Here is a 19,518-nt window from a genome sequence, read left to right on the forward strand (position 1 = left end):
TTAAAATTAAGGAGGAAAACAATGAATATCAATGAATTATTGATTAAAGATGTCATGATTATGGATCTTAAGGCGACTGATAAAAAAGGCGCAATTGATGAAATGGTACAAAAAATGTATGACGTAGGTCGAATTTCTGATATCCAAATATACAAAGACGGAATTTTAGCCCGTGAAGCCCAAACTTCAACTGGTTTAGGTGATGGAATTGCTATGCCCCATGCTAAAAACAAAGCTGTAAAAGAAGCTACTGTCTTATTCGCCAAAAGTAATACTGGGGTTGATTACGAAGCATTAGACGGACAGCCAACTTACTTGTTCTTTATGATTGCTGCTCCAGAAGGCGCAAATGATACACATTTACAAGCCCTAGCTGCTCTTTCACGCCTATTAATTGATGCCGATTTTGTCGCACAATTAAAATCAGCTAAAACACCTGACGAAGTGCAAAAGCTTTTCGCGGATGCTGAAGCAAAAAAAGAAGCAGAAGCACAAGCTGAGAAAAAAGCAGCTGAAGAAGAAGAGTTGAAAAGTTTTAATCGTAAATACATCGTTGCGGTTACTGCGTGCCCAACTGGTATCGCCCACACTTATATGGCAGAAGATGCTTTGAAAAAACAAGCCAAAGAAATGGGTGTTGACATTAAAGTTGAAACAAACGGTTCAGAAGGAATCAAAAACCGTTTGACTGCTGAAGATATCGCCCGCGCTGATGGTGTTATTGTAGCTGCTGATAAAAAAGTTGAAATGGATCGTTTTGATGGTAAACATTTGGTGAATCGCCCTGTTAGTGATGGTATTCGCAAACCAGAAAATTTAATCAATGAAGCTTTAAGTGGCAGCGCACCAATTTTTAAAGGTGACGGATCAAGTGTCAGCGATAGCAAAGAGAGCGCTGACGGCACAGTTGGCCAACGAATTTACAAAGACTTAATGAACGGCGTTTCCCATATGTTACCTTTTGTTATCGGTGGTGGGATTGCCATTGCCTTATCCTTTATGATTGACCAATTTATGGGTGTACCACAAGATAGCTTAGCACAACTAGGAAATTATAATATGCAAGCTTCATGGTTTAATCAAATCGGGAATGCTGCCTTTGGCTTTATGTTACCTGTATTAGCTGGTTTTATCGCTTCAAGTATTGCTGATCGTCCTGGTTTAATTGTTGGTTTTGCCGCAGGTGCGTTGGCTAACGCTGGTGGTGCTGGTTTCTTAGGTGCATTAATCGGTGGTTTCCTTGGCGGATATGTCATTTTATTCTTACGTAAACTTTTCAAAAACTTGCCAAAATCATTAGATGGGATTAAAACAATTTTATTCTATCCTGTTTTCGGTTTGCTAATTACAGGCTTTCTAATGTTGATCGTAAACGTACCAATGAAAGTCATCAACGATGCTTTAAATAGCTTCTTAACTGGCTTAAGTGGTTCAAACGCAGCCTTGCTTGGTGCGTTACTCGCTGGGATGATGGCAGCTGACTTAGGTGGTCCGATTAATAAAGCTGCTTATGTATTTGGTACAGCAACATTAGCATCTACTGTTGCCTCTGGTGGTAGTGTGGTTATGGCTTCTGTTATGGCCGGTGGTATGGTACCACCATTAGCAATTTTTGTAGCTACTCGCTTATTCAAAAATAAATTCACCAAAGATCAACAAGATGCTGGTTTAACTAATATTGTTATGGGACTATCTTTTGTTACAGAAGGCTCCATTCCATTTGCCGCAGCTGATCCATTACGGGCGATTCCAAGCTTTATTGTTGGTTCTGCAATTACAGGTGCGTTAGTAGGTGCTAAAGATATTCTTTTACTTGCGCCTCACGGTGGTATTTTCGTCGTCTTCTTAGTAAGTAATCCAATTTTATATTTAGTCTTTATCGCAATTGGTGCCGTAATTTCAGGGGTTGTCTTTGGCCTATTAAAAAAAGATATTAATAAATAAATAAAAGCATCAGCAGTCAATTTTAATCATTGATTGCTGATGCTTATTTTTATTTTTCTTTCTGTGCTCTTATTTTTTGTACCTCTAACTTCACTTCTAATTTCCAATAATTGTAAATACATAAGCAGCTTCCAAGTAAAATAATCGTAATAGCCAGAGGAATCTTCATAAAAAAGTCTGGTAGAAATAGTAATAAAATCGTTAATACACCAGTTGGTAACATATACTTTTTAAACAATAAATCTTCCATCTTTTAACCCCCTATTCGGCTGATTTCATTAGTATTTTTCATTGCTGAAAATGGAATAAAATTGACTCGTAAATGATTATTCTCTTTCTTAAGGTCAAAAAAAATGCGTTTACGCCGTTTTTTCAAGCGACTGAAATGAATATCTGACATTTTTTCTTTTAATGGTTTATATGGTATTTTAGTCAAAAATTCATCCGGTAGATAAATATTTAAAATGGCTAAATATTCCTGATACCTTTCATCTGCTACATTAATTTCTAAATAATTTCGTAAATAAAACTCATATGCACAAAGCCCTTCATCCAAAGAATATTTGGGGTTTAGAACTAAATAATTCATCATTTTCATCCCTTGTTCATCTACCCAAGGAAAATATGCTTGCGCATTTAAGGTGCCCTTTACACGACGCTCTTGATAGTTGTCGTGAATAATATCATAAACCCGTGTTACAAAATGTGTCGCTTCTTTTTTTGGTGTCGGTTGCAAACGATCATTTTGATATTGAACGGTTTGGATGATATTATCTGTGTATGCGTATTCAATTAGCGGTTCTCGTAAGATCCCTACACCGTTATTCCAAGCCAATTGGTCAATCCCCATTTGGTCACGAAATAACCGTTGATAATTTAAGTTTAGCTTTTCTTGCCATCGATAAGGATCTTTGTATAATTCAACAAACCAAACATCTTCTGCGACTTTACACACTTGTTCAACTTGTTGAACTTCTTGGACTACTGCTAGTGGAATAATTTTGTGATAACGTGAGCTAAAGTAGATCCGCCAACAAGATGTCAAACAAAATCCCCGATAGAAAATGTCGTAACCGGCAAATTGATTACAATCGACGGCTATCTCATTTTTTTGATTACGGATTTTGGGGAGTTGTTCAATAGCTTGTGTTTCCTCAAAAGCTAAACGCATCTTTATTTCTTCAGTATTATGATACAAATATTCATCATAACTGCGTAAATAGCCAAATAGTCCCCGTTTACTCATTTTGATATCCATATAATTTAAGATCATTTGTTTTTGCTTTAAAAATATATCTTGGGTGACCAGATGTTTTTCTAATAGATTCCCATCAACTAAATGAAAATAGGATTCATTTGGACCATTTTTTGCAACAAACTCCAAATCTTCATGTTCTGTTAATTTATTTAATAATTGGTGGACCATGCGTAAGGAAAACGGCTGTGCTTTTTCATGGTTAATAATCATTTTAGCAGGAGTATAAAGCAAGCGAGTAAAGACCAACCAATCTTGTAGGTGGCGTTTAATCATCTGATCGTTTAAATTAATATATTGAATTGTAATAAACATTTTATTTGTCAGCTTCACGTTCTCACCACCTTTTAATGTTTTTATAATTTCATTATAACGAATATTGCTTTTAAAAAAAAGTAAAAAGACATCCTTTTTCTTAAAAATAAAACGAAAACATGTTAAACTCTAAGAGGAGGTGGCATAGATGGGACTTAAATTTGAGCGCGATGATTCTTTAGATAAGATGTTTGATGACTTTGTCATTATGCCAGATAAAAAAGAAGAGGTAGATGTTACCCGCTTTTTAAAACCAGAAATTAAAGATAAAAAAAAGAATAAAAATAAAGAGTCGAATCAAAAATGATTCGACTCTTTATTTTATAGCAGCTTCAATTGCCGCCCAGGCTTGATCTTTTCCTTCTTTTGTAACAGAAGAGAAAATGATAAATGTATCATCTTTATCAAAATCCAACGCTTTTTTGATAACCGATTCATGTTTATTCCACTTGCCGCGCGGAATTTTGTCTGCTTTCGTAGCAACGACAATTACCGGTAAATCATAATACTTCAAAAATTGATACATTTGGACATCTTCTACACTTGGTTCATGACGCATATCAACTAATGATACGACCGCTTTTAGTTGTTCCCGCTGGGTCAAATAAGTTTCAATCATCTGTCCCCATTTTGCCCGTTCTGTTTTTGAAACTTTAGCATAGCCATACCCGGGAACATCAACGAAATGCAAAGTATTTTCAATCAAATAAAAATTAAGCGTTTGGGTTTTACCAGGTTTCGAAGAGGTTCTAGCCAGGTTTTTTCGTTCAATTAAGGTATTGATAAACGAAGATTTCCCCACGTTAGAACGCCCGGCTAAAGCAATTTCTGGTAAGTCAGTTTCTGGATATTGCTTAGGCGCAACCGCACTAATCACGATTTCTGCATTGTGAACTTTCAAAAAATTCACTCCTTTCTTAAAACATCACACACTGTTAAGTTTGATAAATTATTCTACTCAAGCTAAAAGCTGGGTATAAAACCCAGCTTTAGCTGCCGGTTATCCGGCTTTTTTTTCAGCATAAATAACTTTTGGTGTCCCTTTACCAGTGACAGAATCTTCAGTTATAACAACTTCTTTAATTTCTTCATCACTTGGCACATCAAACATAACATCCATCATAATGTCTTCAATAATTGAACGCAACCCCCGCGCACCAGTATTTCGTTCAATCGCTTTTGCTGCAATGGCTTTTAACGCTTCTGGTTCAAAGGTTAGCGCAGTTTCATCTAATGACAGTAATTTTTTATATTGTTTTACCAAAGCGTTTTTAGGCTCAGTTAAAATTCTTACCAAATCATCATTGGTTAATTTATCTAATGCCGCCATGACTGGCAAACGTCCGATAAATTCAGGAATCAACCCAAATTTTAATAAATCTTCTGGAATGATATGTTGCATAACACTTTCATCATCCCCGATTTTTTTATTATTGGTACCAAAACCGATGACTTTTTCGCCCATCCGATTTTTAACAATCGTTTCAATACCGTCAAAAGCACCACCAACAATAAATAAAATATTAGTAGTGTCAATTTGAATCATTTCTTGATGAGGATGTTTGCGTCCTCCTTGTGGCGGCACACTTGCTTCTGTTCCTTCAAGGATTTTTAATAACGCTTGTTGAACCCCTTCACCTGAGACATCTCGAGTGATAGAAACATTTTCACTTTTACGCGCAATTTTATCGATTTCATCGATATAAATAATCCCTTTTTGCGCTCTGTCCACATTGAAATCAGCTGCTTGCAACAATTTCAACAAAATATTTTCAACATCTTCACCAACATAACCTGCTTCAGTTAAGCTAGTAGCATCTGCAATTGCGAAAGGAACATTTAATGAGCGAGCCAGTGTTTGGGCAAGAAAAGTCTTCCCAGATCCAGTTGGTCCAATTAAGCAAATGTTACTTTTTTGTAATTCTACATCATCTTCGACACTTTGTGCATTCACACGTTTGTAATGATTGTAAACAGCCACTGCCAATGCTTTTTTCGCACGATCTTGTCCGATTACATATTCATTTAATATTGCTAATATTTCTTTTGGTTTAGGTACATCGATGAATTCCCGCACATCTTCATCTAGGAATTCTTCGTCAATGATCTCTTTGCATAAGTCGATACACTCGTTACAAATGTAGACCCCGGGACCGGCGACGATCTTACGCACTTCTTCTTGTGACTTACCACAAAATGAACAACGTACAGTTTCATTTCCGTTAGTATTGTCGTACATGGTCTCACCCCTTGAAAAATTTCCGTACTCTTAACGAGTGGTGGATAACTGAATTTAAACAGTCTTAGACTATGATAGCATACAATTTACCAAAGCAAAAGTAGTTGCTTTTATTGTTTTGCAAGTTCGCTTTTTTTTAAGATTTATTAACTAGTTTTCTCATAAAAAAACGTAGTAATACGCTTTTTATTAAGCAGCAAGAAAAAAATTTATAAATTTTCCCTTTAAGACTTAGATTATTATTACAAAAGTTCCTTATAAAATATAATGCAAGTAACTTTAGAATAACAACTTTTTACTTTATATAAATTTTACTATGTAAAAAAGCTTGTGTCAGACACAACTAACTTCAAAATAAAAAAGAAACTTTTAGAAAATCGCTTCTTTAATACTGTTTACTTGCAAAAAAGAGATGTGACAAGACTTTTGTCACACCTCTTAAAAGTTACTAAAAATTATTTTTCAACAGCTGTTCCAGTTACAAGTTCCACTGCTTTTTTCATCGTGATATCATGTTTTAACATATCTTCTGTTAAAACGCGTTTGATTTGGTCAACTGGCATGTTGTAAGCTTCAGATAATTCAGCGATTTCTTTTTCGATGTCTTCATCTGTTGCTTCCAAGTTTTCTGCAGCAGCAATCGCTTCAATCACCAAGTTAGTTTTAACGCGGTTTTCAGCTTCACCTTCAAATTGTTTGTGTAAGTCCGCTTCAGTTGAACCAGTTAATTGATAGTACATTTCAGGTGAGATACCTTGGCGTTGCATGTTGTTTAAGAATTCATCCATTGAACGGTGTACTTCGTCATGAACCATTACATGTGGCAAGTCAAGAATTTCAGCATTTTCAACGGCTGTACGAATCGCTAATTCATCTTTTGCGTCTTCAGCTGCTTTTTCTTTTGCTTCAGTTAATTCTTTCATGTATTTTTCTTTTAATTCAGCTAAAGTTTCAACGTTTTCGTCAACGTCTTTAGCAAATTCATCATCTAAGTCTGGTAATTCTTTTGTTTTCACTTCATGAACAACAACTTTAAAGATTGCTTCTTTACCAGCTAAATCTTCTGCTTGGTAGTCTTCAGGGAATGTCACTGTTACTTCAACATTGTCACCTGCTTTATGGTCGACTAATTGTTCTTCAAAACCAGGAATAAATGAACCTGAACCTAGTTCTAATGAATAGTTCTCGCCTTTGCCGCCTTCAAAAGCAACACCATCAACAAAACCTTCAAAATCAATCACAACAGTATCGCCATTTACAGCAGCTTCGTCTTCTTTAATAACTAATTCTGCTTGTTGTTCTTGTTCTTGTTTTAATTTAGCATCTACATCTGCTTCAGTAACTGTACGATCTTGTTTTTCAACAGTTAAATCTTTGTAGTCACCTAATTTTACTTCTGGTTTTACAGTAACTTCTGCTTTAATAACCCAGTCTTGACCTTTTTCCATGCTTTCAATGTCAATTTTTGGTTGTGAAACCGGATCAATACCCGCTTCTTTAACAGCAGCTTCATAATTTTCAGGTAAAACAGCGTTTAATGCATCTTCGTATAACGCTTCTTCCCCATACATGCGGTTAAATACTTGGCGTGAAACTTTACCTTTACGGAAGCCAGGTACGTTTAAATTCCCTTTTACTTTATTAAAAGCTTGTGTCAAACCTTTTTGAATTTCAGCTTGATCAATTGAAAATGTCAATACACCATCATTGGTGCCAGTTTTTTCCCATTTTGCAGTCATGTGTTTCCCTCCGAATAAACTAATTTTACTATGAAATACTTTCATGCATACTTTTAAATAGTACACTAACCCTATTGAATTGTAAACATTTTAAGGTTATGGAAAGTAAAAAAACCTTATAAAATTTCGTGATAAATTTGACGAATTTTTTCTTTTTGTAAATCGATCTCCAAAAGTTCCTCTAAATGCTTTTCAGCAATGCTTTTCCCCATTATTTGTTGATATTTTAAAACATAGCTTTCTTGCCAAAGAGCCGTGTTTTTAGTAAACGGTACAAAAGGATAAGTTAAAGCTAAATCCATTTTTAATTCCGCTAGACAATATTGTGCCATTTGGACATCGATAGCAGCAATTTCTGATTCAAAATAATGTTGCATCGCTTTATAAGCAGGAATTTCTTCTGGTAAAGATAGTTTAGTTAACTCCACTTGCATTGCGACATCTTGCCAGCTATTGGTCGTAATGGTTTTGTCACATTTTAGCAGGACTAACTCTTCAATTAAGCGCGGCCGTAAAAAATTATTTTTACTTGTCGGTAAAAAATCTTGCATCAAAGCCACAAATTGTGGATAAGTTAATTGTTGTTGAAATTTGGCCCACGCATTTGGTGTGACGGGCCCTTTCTTTTGATCCCAACTTTTTAGAAGTTGTCTTTTTTGTTGTAAATTTTCTGGATCAAGTAAATCGACTGCCAATTCCAGTTGTTCTACTTGGTGCATAAAAGCATGTGTTTTTTCTTTAGTCAAAAGAGAACTTTGATAAATAGTTTTACGGGCAACTAAAAACTGTTGATTTAACAATAAAATTCGCAGATATTTTGCCAGCGTCTCTTCTTCTTTTTTATATTCTTCAAGAAAGTCTTCTGCTACATTTAACGCGGTTGGAAAATCTTCTAATTTTAGTAATGCTGCCACATAAAGTTGATTAACAGTAAATGACATTTCCATTTCATAGGCTTTTTTAAAGTATTGACAACTGGATAAGTATTCTTCCTCTGCCATTTTCTTTTTACCTAAACGAATAATTCGTTGGAGTTCATCAGGAAAGACGATTTTTTCTCCCATTGTTAGCACCTGCTCCTATTGCAAATTACGCTCGTACTTCTTTGTTAAAAGCTTTCAAAATATTAATCGTAACTACAGACGTATCTGAAAAGTAGTCGCCTACGTGTTGTTTGTGATCTGTAAAAGCGGCTACTACATAACCTAATATAAAAGGAAATCCTTTTAAGATAAAGCGACAAACAGTTTCTCTTATAATAACTGTAGTCCACGATAACTCAGATTGTGTCAAGGAAACCACACGAATCCCAAAAATCATTTTACCAATCGTTTGGCCGCCATTTAGTTTGGTCAATAAAGTAAAATAACTTAAATAAATAGCTAGTGTCAATAAAGAAGCAAAACTTAAAAAGCTAGTTGGCATCTTTAACCCCATAATGCGATATACTAGCCCAACTGTTCCATTCGTTATAGCACTTATACAAAGTAAATCAACACAATAAGCAAAAAAACGAATCCAAAAACCCGCATAAAAATAATTGGGAAAATAGTTTTTTCTTTGTGGTGCTTGTTCATTTGTTAATCGGTGCCATAATTGTTGTTTTTGTTTGGTTTCTATTTCGCTAAACTTTTCTTTTGCCGGAGCTTTTTTAAAAATTTTTGGCCCTTGTACTTTATCTTCACTCATTTTATTCACCCCCATAATAATAAAGAGGTTTTGGTGCTTGGGCACTTCCCAACGATTCAAATAAATGTAACACCTTGCTACTTTCAGTTGGAGCAAGTCCTTGCCATTGTGCCACTTTGCTACCTAACCAAGAAGAGTAAAAACCAGTATCACCTACTGTGTATTCAATTACTTGAGCATCTGTTAATTTTTGATCTTTCTTTAGCGCTGCTAACGTATCTTCTGGAAAACCAATTTCATCTACTAAGCCAATATTTTTAGCTTGCGCCCCATCGTAAATACGTCCGTCTGCAATTTTACGAACGGCATCTTCTGACATGTGGCGTCCATTGGCCACCACTTTGACAAAACGATTGTAGGCATTGTTCACATATGTTTGTAGGACTTCTTTATCTTTTTCAGTTGGTTTACGAGTAGCAGAGCCCATATCTTTTAAAGCACCGCTTTTGTAAGTTTGATCAGTGATTCCTAATTTTTCCATCAAGCCGCTATAATTAACGCCTGACATAATAACACCAATTGAACCTGTTACTGTTTCATCAGTAGCAAAGATTTTATCTGCAGCAGCAGAAATATAGTAACCCCCACTTGCTGCCATATTTTTCATACTAACATAGACAGGAATCTTTAATTTTTTAATTTTAGCAAATTCCTTGGCGATTTCAGCACTTTCATAAACCCCGCCCCCAGGAGAATTTACTTCCAATAAGATGGCTTTAATATTTTCATCGGTTTGAATCTCTTTTAACTGCGCTAAAAAATCTTGATGACTGTATGATTCAGTCGAAAAAATCCCACCTGATCCTGTATCGGCGATCGTTCCATCTACTGACAATTTCGCAATCTGTTGTGTCTCATTCCCATCTTCTAGTACCTTTTTTTCCAACTGATTTGAACCATAAAGTAACGCATTTAACCCCGCTAGCGCTTCTTTTGTCTCCTCATTATTGTGGGTTGCCACTCTTGAAGACACAGCTGAAAATAGAAATAACCCCACCGCAATTACTACGGCAATCCAACGTCTTTTATTCATCTTTATTCCTAAACTCCTTTTAATATAAATTTTCAATCACAATAACAGTTTCTTCTTCCCCTGTCGCATTAACTTTTTCCGCTTTTTCCGTTAAAGCAAAACCACCAAAATATTCTTTACTAACAGGATCTTGCACTTCAAAATAGCGGGCTTTTTTTATTTCGATGCTCTCTGGGGCCACTTCTTGTAAACTATCCCAGCCTGTATCAAGAAAAATTTTAGTCTCATCCAAAACGGCTTCTGTTGCTTCTAATTTTGCAACTATTGCTTTTAATTGCTTAAAACTCATGCAGCGTACCATATTTTCCATATTATCCTCCCACTGAGTAACTTCATTTTCTAAACTCTGCTCTTAACAGCATCATCTTTTATCATTGTAGCGAAAAGACTGCAAAAAAAACAGTTATTCCTAGATAATTTCACTAAATGGAAAATGAAAAAAGCAAAAAAACTCCACTCGAAAAATTGGTTTTAAACGAATAAGACTATACCAATTTAAATAAAACAAAAATAATCATTGACAAAAATCACATTAAATAATATTATTTTGATTGTCTTTTGATTTAGACCAATAAAAAATATCCCCCAAAAAATTAATTGGTCTAATTAAATCGTTTGTGTTATACGCGGTAAATGATAAAAAAAGAAAACAACCGCAACTACAGAAAAGAGGTATATATATGTGTGGAATCGTCGGAGTCGTTGGTAAAAACGACGCAACAACAATTATTTTAAATGGCTTAAAACGCTTAGAATACCGAGGCTATGATTCAGCTGGTATTTATGTCGCTGGAGATGAAAGTCATTTAGTAAAAGCAATTGGACCGATTAAAAATTTAGAAGAAAAATTAGATACTACAATTACAGGGACAATGGGTATCGGCCATACGCGTTGGGCAACTCACGGAAAGCCAACCGTAGCAAATGCTCATCCACATACTAGTCAAAACGGCGAACTTGTCTTGGTTCACAATGGTGTGATTGAAAACTACGATGAATTACGTCAAACTTATTTAGCAACAGATCATTTTTATGGCCAAACAGATACCGAAATAGCCGTCCATCTAATTGCTCACTTTAAAAATACAGGATTAACAACAAAAGCTGCTTTTAAAAAAGCTTTAGCTGTAATTGACGGCTCTTACGCTTTTGCATTAGTTGATACAAAAGATAGTGAAACCATTTATGTCGCAAAAAACAAAAGTCCTCTTTTGATTGGCCTAGGGGAAGGTTTTAACGTTTTATGTAGTGATGCCTTGGCAATGTTAGATCAAACTAACCGTTTTGTGGAATTGACAGATGGTGAGATGGTGACACTAACTGCTGATAATGTAACAATTGAAAATGCAGCTGGAGAAATCATCAAAAGAGACTATTATGTAGCTGAACTTGATGCCAGTGATATTGAAAAAGGTACGTATCCGTATTACATGTTAAAAGAAATCGATGAACAACCAGTCGTGATGCGTAAAATTGTTCAAAAATATCAAAATGACGATGGGTCAGTTGCCATCGATCAAAATTTATTAACCAGTTTAAAAAATAGTGATCGCATTTATATTGTCGCTTGTGGCACGAGTAGTCATGCTGGTTGGGCCGCTAAGAAGTTTTTCGAAACACTAACCCAAATACCAGTCGAAATTCATTTGTCTAGTGAATTTGGCTATAACATGCCGTTATTATCAAAAAAACCATTTTTCATTTATTTAAGTCAAAGTGGCGAAACTGCAGATAGTCGCCAAGTTTTAGTCAAAACAAATGAATTAGCTTACCCTTCATTAACGATTACAAATGTTGCTGGTTCAACTTTATCTCGTGAAGCAACCTATACGCTATTACTTCACGCAGGTCCTGAAATAGCTGTGGCTTCAACAAAAGCCTATACTGCTCAAATCGCTGTCATGGCCGTTTTAGCTAAAGCACTGGGAGTAGAAAAAGGAATTTCTGCTGCCCTTCAATTTGATTTGTTCCATGAACTAAGTCTCGTGGCTAGTGCGATGGAAACAATGATAAACGAAAAAGAATCCTTGGCTGAATTAACAGCTGATTATTTAACTGACACTCGCAACGCTTTTTATATTGGGCGGGGAAATGATTACTACGTTTCGATGGAAGCTGCATTAAAACTAAAAGAAATTTCTTATCTGCAAGCAGAAGGATTTGCCGCTGGTGAGTTAAAACACGGTACAATCGCTTTAATTGAAGAAGGAACACCCGTTATTGGCATTATTACTGATGCTGTAACCGGCCCGCATACTAGAGGCAACTTGCAAGAAGTAACAAGCCGTGGTGCGCGGACTTTGGTCATTGCAACAGAAGATCTCGCAAAAGCAGATGATCAAATTTTATTACCAACAGTTCACCCATTACTAAGCAGTCTATTAGCCGTAGTACCAACCCAACTTATCGCTTACTTTGCTACTTTACAAAGAGGTTACGATGTTGATAAACCACGTAACCTAGCTAAATCTGTAACAGTCGAATAATTTTTAAAAAGGTGTGACAAAAATCTTGTCACACCTTTTGTTTCCGAATAAACAGTTGTAACAAAAGCAGCATTTGTCCCAATCTCTTTTTTATGATTAGTCAAAGAAAAAGCAACAGCTTCAATCAGCCGCAACTTCGCGAAAAATTTTGAGTAGTGTTTTCTTAAATCCCTTCTTATTCTTCAAACTGCCCCTTTTTGGTTACAACTTACTTTTGGTTCAATTAACCAATCCCATTCCTCCTTACTTAACTTGGCCCGTGCTACTTATGATTAAAGTTTAAAAATTCGCTTTTTAGCTACTTTCACGGTATCTTTATACTAAATTGGAGGTGCTTTTATGAAGACTTTGCTTACAAATATCCGCATTGAAACAGGTTATTTAACACAAGACAACTTCACCTATGGTACCGCAACAAAAGAAATTGCAATTATTTTTGATGCCGGGGTTGTTACTGATATTTTAGATGATGAAGTTAAAATAAACAAAGCCAAATTAGCCCAAAATATCATCGTCATTGATGGTCAAAATAATTTATTATTACCGCAATTACGTGAGATGCATGTACACTTTGATAAAAGTAAATTGGGAATCCCCTGGACGCCAGTAGAACCAGTCAAAAATCGGATTGAACGTTTTGAAAAGGAATTTGATTATTTAAAAAAGGCACCATTATCTTTTACGCAAAGAATGGAGAATTTGCTAAACTTAGAACTTTCTTATGGCGTTACTCATTTTCGTTCCCATATTGATATTCATCCTGCTGTTGGACAAAAGTCGCTTGAAGCTGCGAAAAAAGTTTTAGAGAATTATCATGATAAATTGGATTATGAATTAGTCGCATTTCCTCAACACGGTCTACTCTTATCAAATGCTTTTTCAGAGATGAAAAGCGCCCTCCAAAACGGCGCTAACCTAGTCGGCGGAGTAGATCCGATTAGTATTGATGGCAATTTAGAGAAATCACTAAATCAGACTTTTGAACTTGCTACACAGTTTAATGCTCCAATTGATTATCATTTACATGAACGCCATCATGATGCCCGCCAAACATTTGCGAAATTTTTGTCATTAATTGAAGAAACAAACTGGCAAGGAAGAGTAACAATTAGCCACGCCTATGGTTTAAGAGACTTACCAAAAGAAGAAAGAAAAGAATTGTTTGCCCAGCTAGCTAAAAATAAAGTAACAATTATTTCAAGCATCCCTTTAGACTTTGTCATTCCACCTTTAATTGAATTAAAGTCTGCGGGGGTGAAAACTTTTATCGGAAATGACAACATTTATGATTGCTGGTCGCCATTTGGAAGTGGCGACGTCATAGATAAACTAAATCGCTACGCTGAAATATTTGATTTAACCTCCCAAAAAGAGCTAACCGAAAGCCTGGAGTTGGTTACAAATCAAAAACTAATTACTCCTGCTGGTTGGATAAAAGAAGGTATGCCTGCTGATTTCACCTTGGTAAATGCCAGTTCCACGGCTGAGTTTGTGGCTCGAAGGATTCCTGTTGCCAAAAGTTACTTTAAAGGACAGCAGGTAAAATAAGCGTTTTTAGCTGTTATCATTTTTTATTTTATGTACTTTAGATAAAAATATAAAACATTCCAATTAAAAAAAGACTGTGACAAAACTTGTCACAGTCTTTTTAGTATTTAAGCACCAATTTCAGTTTCAACAACAGCTGCAATTTTATCAACATAATAATTGACTAACTCATCTGTTGGGGCTTCAGCCATTACGCGTAATAACGGTTCAGTTCCTGAAGGACGGACTAAGATTCGACCTTCACCATTCATTTCTTTTTCAGCCTCTTCAATTACAGCTTTGATGGCGGGAACTTCCATGGCACCGTTTTTATCCGTAACGCGAATATTGACTAATTTTTGCGGATAAATCGTAACCTCAGAAGCTAACTCTGATAATTTTTTACCAGTTTCTTTCATAATGCTTAATAATTGAATCCCAGAAAGCATTCCATCACCGGTTGTATTAAAGTCTAAAAAGACCATGTGACCAGATTGTTCGCCGCCAAAATTGTAATCATTTTTACGCATTTCTTCAACGACATAACGGTCGCCCACTTGAGTAATCACATCTTTTAAGCCAATTGCTTCCACCGCTTTGTGAAAACCTAAATTACTCATAACAGTAGTCACAATTGTGTCTTGTTTAAGTCGTTTTTTCGCTGCTAAATATTTCGCGCAAATGTACATAATTTTATCGCCATCGACAATATTCCCTAATTCATCCACTGCAATAACGCGGTCACCATCACCATCAAACGCTAACCCTGCATCAGCACCTTTTTCAACAACAAATTCTGCCAATTTTTCAGGATGCGTAGAGCCAACACCATCATTGATGTTTAAACCATTAGGAGAAGTACCCATAGTATAAAAATCAGTTTCTAAATCGGCAAATAAGCGATTCACACTTGTAGCAGTAGCACCATTAGCAGCATCAATACATACTGTTACGCCAGATAAATCTCCCGTAATCGTTTGCTCTAGAAATTGAGAGTATTTTAACAGACCTTCTGGAAACTCTTCGACTGTCCCTAGCCCTTCAGCTGAAGGACGAGGTAAAGTGTCTTTTGGCGCATCAAGTAATGCTTCAATCTCCGCTTCTTGTTCGTCAACCAGTTTAAAACCATCGCTACCAAAAAATTTAATACCATTATCTTCTGCTGGGTTATGAGAAGCTGAAATCATTACACCAGCACTTGCCTTTTGAACCCGAGTTAAATAAGCAACCCCCGGCGTTGAAATAACGCCTAATGTGAAAACTTCAATCCCAACAGACAATAAACCAGCTACTAATGCATTTTCTAATAATTGTCCAGACATCCGAGTATCGCGTCCGACTAAAACTTTAGGCCGGTGATCACTGTCCTCATGCTGACTTAATACATAACCACCACAGCGACCAAGTTTGAACGCTAACTCTGGTGTTAACTCTACATTGGCTACGCCACGAACACCATCTGTACCAAAATATTTACCCATTTTTTCTTACCTCACTAAATTGTTTTAGTTAATTTTATTCATTTGACGTTTGTTCTACGCTTGCTTCAGTTGATTCCTGACTTTCTTCACTTGACGAGGAAGCACTTGTTTCTTCTTCCTGACTTGTACTTGCTCGTGTGGAAGAAGTTGTCGTTTGTGTTGTGCTTGTTGTATTACGAACTGGTGTAATTTCTACTTTAACTGTTTTAGGAGAAGCAACAACGCCACTTTCAGTCGGGATAGCAACTTCCCGCGTTGTTTTTTCAGAAATATTAGTGATATCCACCGGCAACGCAATACTTTCAATTGCATCTAATTTAGACTGCGGTCCACGAATAGCTGTAGATAAACTATCTAGTTTAAATTCATAGTGGGAAATGTTGGCTGGGACCGTGCCAATTTGAGACGCATAAAGACTGACAATTTTTTCAGGTGCTTTTACTTTAACTGATATTTGCGCTTCTGCTGGATCAGAAATCACACTTAAACGATTACCTTCTTTATCCAGCGCTTCAATTGTCGCTTTTTCTTCAAAATCCGCACTAGCAGTTTTTGATGGATCAACTGTTGCCACCACGCGATCAATTTCAGCTAATGTTTTTTCACCAGTGGTAATTTGTGCTTCTTCTGGTTCAACGGTAATACTATCAACTGAAAAACCTTCCCCAAGATTAGACGAAGATACAACTGGATTGATTTTAAAAGATTTTGTGACTTTCTTTTCAATTGTTACCGTAACTTTTGCCGGACTAATAGTATAACCTACCGCACTACTACCGTTTTGAATCCGTAGCTTCACTTCATGAGTACCTTCACCTAAACCAGTCAGATCACAAACAACTCGAAATCCCCGTGTATCCGGATTGGCTTCTGCGTTTAATTGAATCCGGTTGGCACTACTCAGTTTTACAGAAACATAAGGATCAAAACCTAAAATATAATATTTATCCGAATCATAGACTGGATGAATTTGAACTTTATTGACCGTTTCTTCAAAATTTTCGGGATTAGTATTTAAAGTCGTTTGCACATTCCGGCCATTGGCATTAAAAAATAAAATCAAGCTGAAAATAAACGCTAAGAAGCCATACAAGATATTGCTTTTACGACTTGAGCTCATTTCTTACCTCCTTTAGCGAAACTTTCGATAAAGGATTGAAGCAGATTTTTCTTTGTCTCTGTTTTTTCTTCAGGAATTAATTCTCTGTGTAAAATTTTCAAATATTCTTCTTGGGAGAGTTCCGATAACAATTGATTATTCAATGTAATGCTAACCCCACCAGTTTCTTCTGAAACAACGACGGTAACAGCGTCACTGACTTCGCTAATTCCAACGGCCGCTCTGTGACGAGTCCCGAATTCCTTTGGAATGAGCATACTTTCAGACAAAGGCAAATACGCACACGACACAGCAATTTTATCGTTGCGAATAATTACAGCACCATCATGTAGTGGAGTATTTGGAATAAAGATATTGATCAAAAGTTCACCGGTAATATCGGCTTCAAGGGGAATCCCGGTTTCAATGTACTCTTCAAGGCCTGTATTACGTTCAATCGTAATTAAAGCGCCAATTTTACGTTTAGACATATATTGAACAGCCTTGTCTAGTGACGTGATCAATTGCTCGTCTTCTTTTTGTTCTTGTTTTGTCGTCTTAAAGAAGGTACTCCGCCCTAAATGTTCCAGCCCACGTCTGATTTCGGGTTGGAAAATGACAATCGCTGCAATCACCCCATAGGTAATAACTTGATCCATTAACCAAGACAACGTGTGTAACCCAATGAGTTCAGCGCCAAAACGGATAGCAATAAAAATTGCCACACCTTTAAACAACTGGATGGCTTTAGTGCCTCTCACTAGTTGAATCAACTTATAAACGATATACCACACAACAAGAATATCTAAAATATTAACAAAAAAATTCCAAGAAAAAATATCGACGTTAAACATTTGTTTCCAATAATCGATATTAAATAATTCTTGAATACTAAATGACATAGGCAGACTCCCTTTACAATTGGACTTACTTCACTAGTATAGCACAGCTTTTCTCTCCCCTCACCTGCAAAACAATGGAAGTTACATTTTTTTCATACTCTTTTCATTTCTATTCAAAAAAAATATTATTAAACACAATATTTCCCATTTTACCCACTTTTCGCTACACTAACAGTAAGAAAACAGAGAGGATGAAACATTTTGGATATTAGTATCATTAATGCCGCCGAAACAAATGGCGATGTGGGGATCATTATTGGAGATAAAGATGCAAAAAAGACATTAGTCGAATTTATTAATCTCCGTTGCCCTTATTGCCGCCAATGGTTTTTAGATCATGAAAAACTGTTAGAAAAAGAGGTTGCGAGTGGCAATTTAAAACGTGTCATTAAATTATACAATAAAGACAAAGAAAGTTTGCAACGCGGTAATGTCATGCATCAGTACGTGACAAAAGGAGATGAGAAAAAAGCGCTGGCTGATATCAAGAAAATTTTCTTATCACAAGACTTATGGGGGGATTTATCTTTAGAAGCTGTAGCCAAATTTGCCGAAGAAGATTTAAAACTGGAAAACTATACAGATGAATTAACACAAAAAGCTATCGTCACAGAAGCACAACGGGCCAATATTCAGTTTGTGCCAACTATGATTTTAAACGACCATATTTTTGATGAAAGCATCTCTGCAGAAACCCTGTTAGCTTACCTAAATGAATAAAGTAAAGCCTGTATTTTTTACCTTTATGGTTGTATCGATCTTAAAAAGTTAAACCAAAACTAACTCTTTAAATCGTGACAATTTTAAAAGAAAAAATACAGGCTTTTTTATGATCATTTTTTATTTAAACTGCTTGTTCTCTTAGTCGCTCGGCAAACTCATTAATTTTGCGGATACGGTGATTAATTCCCGATTTTGAGATAGCACCTGAAGGAATCATTTCCCCTAACTCTTTTAGACTCACTTCCGGATGCTCTAAACGTAACTCGGCAATTTCTTGCAATTTTTCTGGTAAAGCTTGTAAACCAACTCGATTTTCAATAAATTCAATATTTTCAATCTGCTTTGAAGCAGCATCAATTGTTTTATTCAAATTAGCAGTCTCACAATTAACCAAGCGGTTGACTGAATTGCGCATATCCCGCACAATCCGAACATCTTCAAATTTCAACATAGAATTGGTCGCTCCAATTAACGTCAAGAAATCCGCTATTTTTTCTGCACCTTTTAAATAAGAAATATAGCCGTTACGCCGTTCTAAGGTGCGCGCGTTTAAATCGTAATAATTTAACATTTGACAGACATCGAGATTGTGTTCTTCATAAAGAGAGTAAATTTCTAAATGATAACGACTCGTTTCAGGATTGTTCACCGATCCGGATGCCATAAAAGCGCCGCGCAAATAAGAACGCATTTTTTGCGTATTTCCCATTATTTCATCAGAAATATGTGTTTGGAACATCAAACCATCCATAATTGCCAATTCATTTAAAACTTCCTGCGTTCGCTCTTTTAAGCGCACGATATATACGTTATTTTTTTTCAATTTCATTTTACGCCGGACCAATAATTCACTTCGTACGCCAAAATGATCCTTTAATAAAGTATAAATACGGCGCGCAATTGCGGCATTTTCAGTTTGAACGTTTAAAACAAACTGATGATTACTTAAGCTAACCGATCCATTCATACGAATTAAAGCAGCCAACTCGGCTTTTGCGTGTTCGCGATGGACTTCTAAAGTCGTCAATTCTTTTTTTACGTCTGCTGCAAATGACATTTTTTTACCTCCTTTCTGCTTTATTTATG

Annotated in this window: 18 protein-coding genes; 5 read left to right on the forward strand and 13 right to left on the reverse strand. The window is 36.0% G+C overall.

All coding sequences use genetic code 11. The features are described 5' to 3' along the window. The first annotated feature begins 21 nt into the window (after positions 1–21). The gene (locus IGI65_RS09290; RefSeq protein ID WP_438773998.1) at positions 22–1,944 is read left to right on the forward strand and encodes a PTS fructose transporter subunit IIABC; all 1,923 of its coding nucleotides are present in this window, start codon (positions 22–24) and stop codon (positions 1,942–1,944) included. Between the two features lie 49 nt (positions 1,945–1,993). On the opposite strand, the gene IGI65_RS09295 is transcribed toward IGI65_RS09290, so the two are convergent. Next, positions 1,994–2,194 (reverse strand): hypothetical protein, encoded by a 201-nt coding sequence (locus IGI65_RS09295; RefSeq protein ID WP_071863947.1) that lies wholly within the window; start codon positions 2,192–2,194, stop codon positions 1,994–1,996. A gap of 3 nt (positions 2,195–2,197) precedes the next feature. After that, positions 2,198–3,532, reverse strand: a complete 1,335-nt coding sequence (locus tag IGI65_RS09300) for a hypothetical protein (protein WP_438773999.1) — start codon at positions 3,530–3,532, stop codon at positions 2,198–2,200. Positions 3,533–3,662: 130 nt separating this feature from the next. Here IGI65_RS09300 and IGI65_RS09305 point away from each other — a divergent pair, with 130 nt between their 5' ends. Next, positions 3,663–3,821 carry an SPJ_0845 family protein gene (locus IGI65_RS09305; RefSeq protein WP_169818338.1) on the forward strand — a complete coding sequence of 53 codons (159 nt, stop codon included), beginning with the start codon at positions 3,663–3,665 and terminating at the stop codon, positions 3,819–3,821. Positions 3,822–3,830: 9 nt separating this feature from the next. Here the strand turns inward: IGI65_RS09305 and yihA are convergent, their stop codons facing one another. The 7 genes from yihA to IGI65_RS09340 all read right to left on the reverse strand — a co-directional run bounded on the left by yihA (position 3,831) and on the right by IGI65_RS09340 (position 10,524). Then, positions 3,831–4,415 (reverse strand): ribosome biogenesis GTP-binding protein YihA/YsxC, encoded by a 585-nt coding sequence (gene yihA, locus IGI65_RS09310; protein WP_438774001.1) that lies wholly within the window; start codon positions 4,413–4,415, stop codon positions 3,831–3,833. A 99-nt stretch (positions 4,416–4,514) separates the two neighbouring features. Continuing rightward, entirely contained in the window at positions 4,515–5,753 is a 1,239-nt protein-coding gene (gene clpX / locus IGI65_RS09315) for an ATP-dependent Clp protease ATP-binding subunit ClpX (RefSeq protein ID WP_071863944.1), read from the reverse strand. Between the two features lie 455 nt (positions 5,754–6,208). Further along, positions 6,209–7,492 (reverse strand): trigger factor, encoded by a 1,284-nt coding sequence (gene tig / locus IGI65_RS09320; RefSeq protein WP_071863943.1) that lies wholly within the window; start codon positions 7,490–7,492, stop codon positions 6,209–6,211. 116 nt (positions 7,493–7,608) lie between these two features. Beyond that, positions 7,609–8,556: a hypothetical protein gene (locus tag IGI65_RS09325; RefSeq protein ID WP_438774004.1), complete on the reverse strand. Its 948-nt coding sequence runs from the start codon at positions 8,554–8,556 to the stop codon at positions 7,609–7,611. Between the two features lie 25 nt (positions 8,557–8,581). Then, positions 8,582–9,181, reverse strand: coding sequence for an RDD family protein (locus IGI65_RS09330; RefSeq protein WP_438774005.1), 600 nt, complete (start codon positions 9,179–9,181; stop codon positions 8,582–8,584). Position 9,182: 1 nt separating this feature from the next. Then, the gene (gene sppA / locus IGI65_RS09335) at positions 9,183–10,214 is read right to left on the reverse strand and encodes a signal peptide peptidase SppA (RefSeq protein WP_438774007.1); all 1,032 of its coding nucleotides are present in this window, start codon (positions 10,212–10,214) and stop codon (positions 9,183–9,185) included. A gap of 19 nt (positions 10,215–10,233) precedes the next feature. After that, entirely contained in the window at positions 10,234–10,524 is a 291-nt protein-coding gene (locus tag IGI65_RS09340) for a hypothetical protein (RefSeq protein WP_095005715.1), read from the reverse strand. Between the two features lie 370 nt (positions 10,525–10,894). Here IGI65_RS09340 and glmS point away from each other — a divergent pair, with 370 nt between their 5' ends. Both glmS and IGI65_RS09350 read left to right on the forward strand, forming a co-directional pair. Continuing rightward, positions 10,895–12,700, forward strand: a complete 1,806-nt coding sequence (gene glmS, locus IGI65_RS09345) for a glutamine--fructose-6-phosphate transaminase (isomerizing) (RefSeq protein WP_438774009.1) — start codon at positions 10,895–10,897, stop codon at positions 12,698–12,700. Positions 12,701–13,039: 339 nt separating this feature from the next. Then, positions 13,040–14,248 (forward strand): amidohydrolase family protein, encoded by a 1,209-nt coding sequence (locus IGI65_RS09350; protein WP_438774011.1) that lies wholly within the window; start codon positions 13,040–13,042, stop codon positions 14,246–14,248. A 107-nt stretch (positions 14,249–14,355) separates the two neighbouring features. Here the strand turns inward: IGI65_RS09350 and glmM are convergent, their stop codons facing one another. The 3 genes from glmM to cdaA are packed head-to-tail and all read right to left on the reverse strand — an operon-like array spanning position 14,356 to position 17,709. After that, entirely contained in the window at positions 14,356–15,708 is a 1,353-nt protein-coding gene (gene glmM, locus IGI65_RS09355) for a phosphoglucosamine mutase (protein ID WP_438774012.1), read from the reverse strand. A 34-nt stretch (positions 15,709–15,742) separates the two neighbouring features. Next, positions 15,743–16,828, reverse strand: coding sequence for a CdaR family protein (locus tag IGI65_RS09360; protein WP_438774013.1), 1,086 nt, complete (start codon positions 16,826–16,828; stop codon positions 15,743–15,745). Further along, positions 16,825–17,709 (reverse strand): diadenylate cyclase CdaA, encoded by an 885-nt coding sequence (cdaA, locus tag IGI65_RS09365; RefSeq protein ID WP_071863934.1) that lies wholly within the window; start codon positions 17,707–17,709, stop codon positions 16,825–16,827. The genes IGI65_RS09360 and cdaA overlap by 4 nt, the downstream gene beginning before the upstream one ends. Positions 17,710–17,910: 201 nt before the next feature. On the opposite strand from cdaA, the gene IGI65_RS09370 reads away from it, so the two are divergent. Then, complete coding sequence (locus IGI65_RS09370) at positions 17,911–18,429, forward strand: DsbA family protein (RefSeq protein WP_095005719.1); 519 nt, start codon at positions 17,911–17,913, stop codon at positions 18,427–18,429. A gap of 124 nt (positions 18,430–18,553) precedes the next feature. Here IGI65_RS09370 and whiA read toward each other — a convergent pair whose 3' ends face one another. After that, the gene (gene whiA / locus IGI65_RS09375) at positions 18,554–19,489 is read right to left on the reverse strand and encodes a DNA-binding protein WhiA (RefSeq protein ID WP_438774015.1); all 936 of its coding nucleotides are present in this window, start codon (positions 19,487–19,489) and stop codon (positions 18,554–18,556) included. Positions 19,490–19,518: the final 29 nt, after the last annotated feature.

This window comes from Enterococcus sp. DIV0755b (assembly GCF_051713765.1).
GTDB classification, from domain to species: Bacteria; Bacillota; Bacilli; order Lactobacillales; family Enterococcaceae; genus Enterococcus_C; species Enterococcus_C canintestini.

Coding starts and splice junctions, on each gene's coding strand:
- IGI65_RS09325 (WP_438774004.1), bottom strand. CDS start 8,556: ATGGGAGAAAAAATCGTCTTTCCTGATGAACTCCAACGAATTATTCGT.
- tig (WP_071863943.1), bottom strand. CDS start 7,492: ATGACTGCAAAATGGGAAAAAACTGGCACCAATGATGGTGTATTGACA.
- glmM (WP_438774012.1), bottom strand. CDS start 15,708: ATGGGTAAATATTTTGGTACAGATGGTGTTCGTGGCGTAGCCAATGTA.
- IGI65_RS09350 (WP_438774011.1), top strand. CDS start 13,040: ATGAAGACTTTGCTTACAAATATCCGCATTGAAACAGGTTATTTAACA.
- IGI65_RS09360 (WP_438774013.1), bottom strand. CDS start 16,828: ATGAGCTCAAGTCGTAAAAGCAATATCTTGTATGGCTTCTTAGCGTTT.
- IGI65_RS09340 (WP_095005715.1), bottom strand. CDS start 10,524: ATGGAAAATATGGTACGCTGCATGAGTTTTAAGCAATTAAAAGCAATA.
- IGI65_RS09305 (WP_169818338.1), top strand. CDS start 3,663: ATGGGACTTAAATTTGAGCGCGATGATTCTTTAGATAAGATGTTTGAT.
- sppA (WP_438774007.1), bottom strand. CDS start 10,214: ATGAATAAAAGACGTTGGATTGCCGTAGTAATTGCGGTGGGGTTATTT.
- whiA (WP_438774015.1), bottom strand. CDS start 19,489: ATGTCATTTGCAGCAGACGTAAAAAAAGAATTGACGACTTTAGAAGTC.
- IGI65_RS09330 (WP_438774005.1), bottom strand. CDS start 9,181: ATGAGTGAAGATAAAGTACAAGGGCCAAAAATTTTTAAAAAAGCTCCG.
- clpX (WP_071863944.1), bottom strand. CDS start 5,753: ATGTACGACAATACTAACGGAAATGAAACTGTACGTTGTTCATTTTGT.
- glmS (WP_438774009.1), top strand. CDS start 10,895: ATGTGTGGAATCGTCGGAGTCGTTGGTAAAAACGACGCAACAACAATT.
- IGI65_RS09295 (WP_071863947.1), bottom strand. CDS start 2,194: ATGGAAGATTTATTGTTTAAAAAGTATATGTTACCAACTGGTGTATTA.
- IGI65_RS09290 (WP_438773998.1), top strand. CDS start 22: ATGAATATCAATGAATTATTGATTAAAGATGTCATGATTATGGATCTT.
- cdaA (WP_071863934.1), bottom strand. CDS start 17,709: ATGTCATTTAGTATTCAAGAATTATTTAATATCGATTATTGGAAACAA.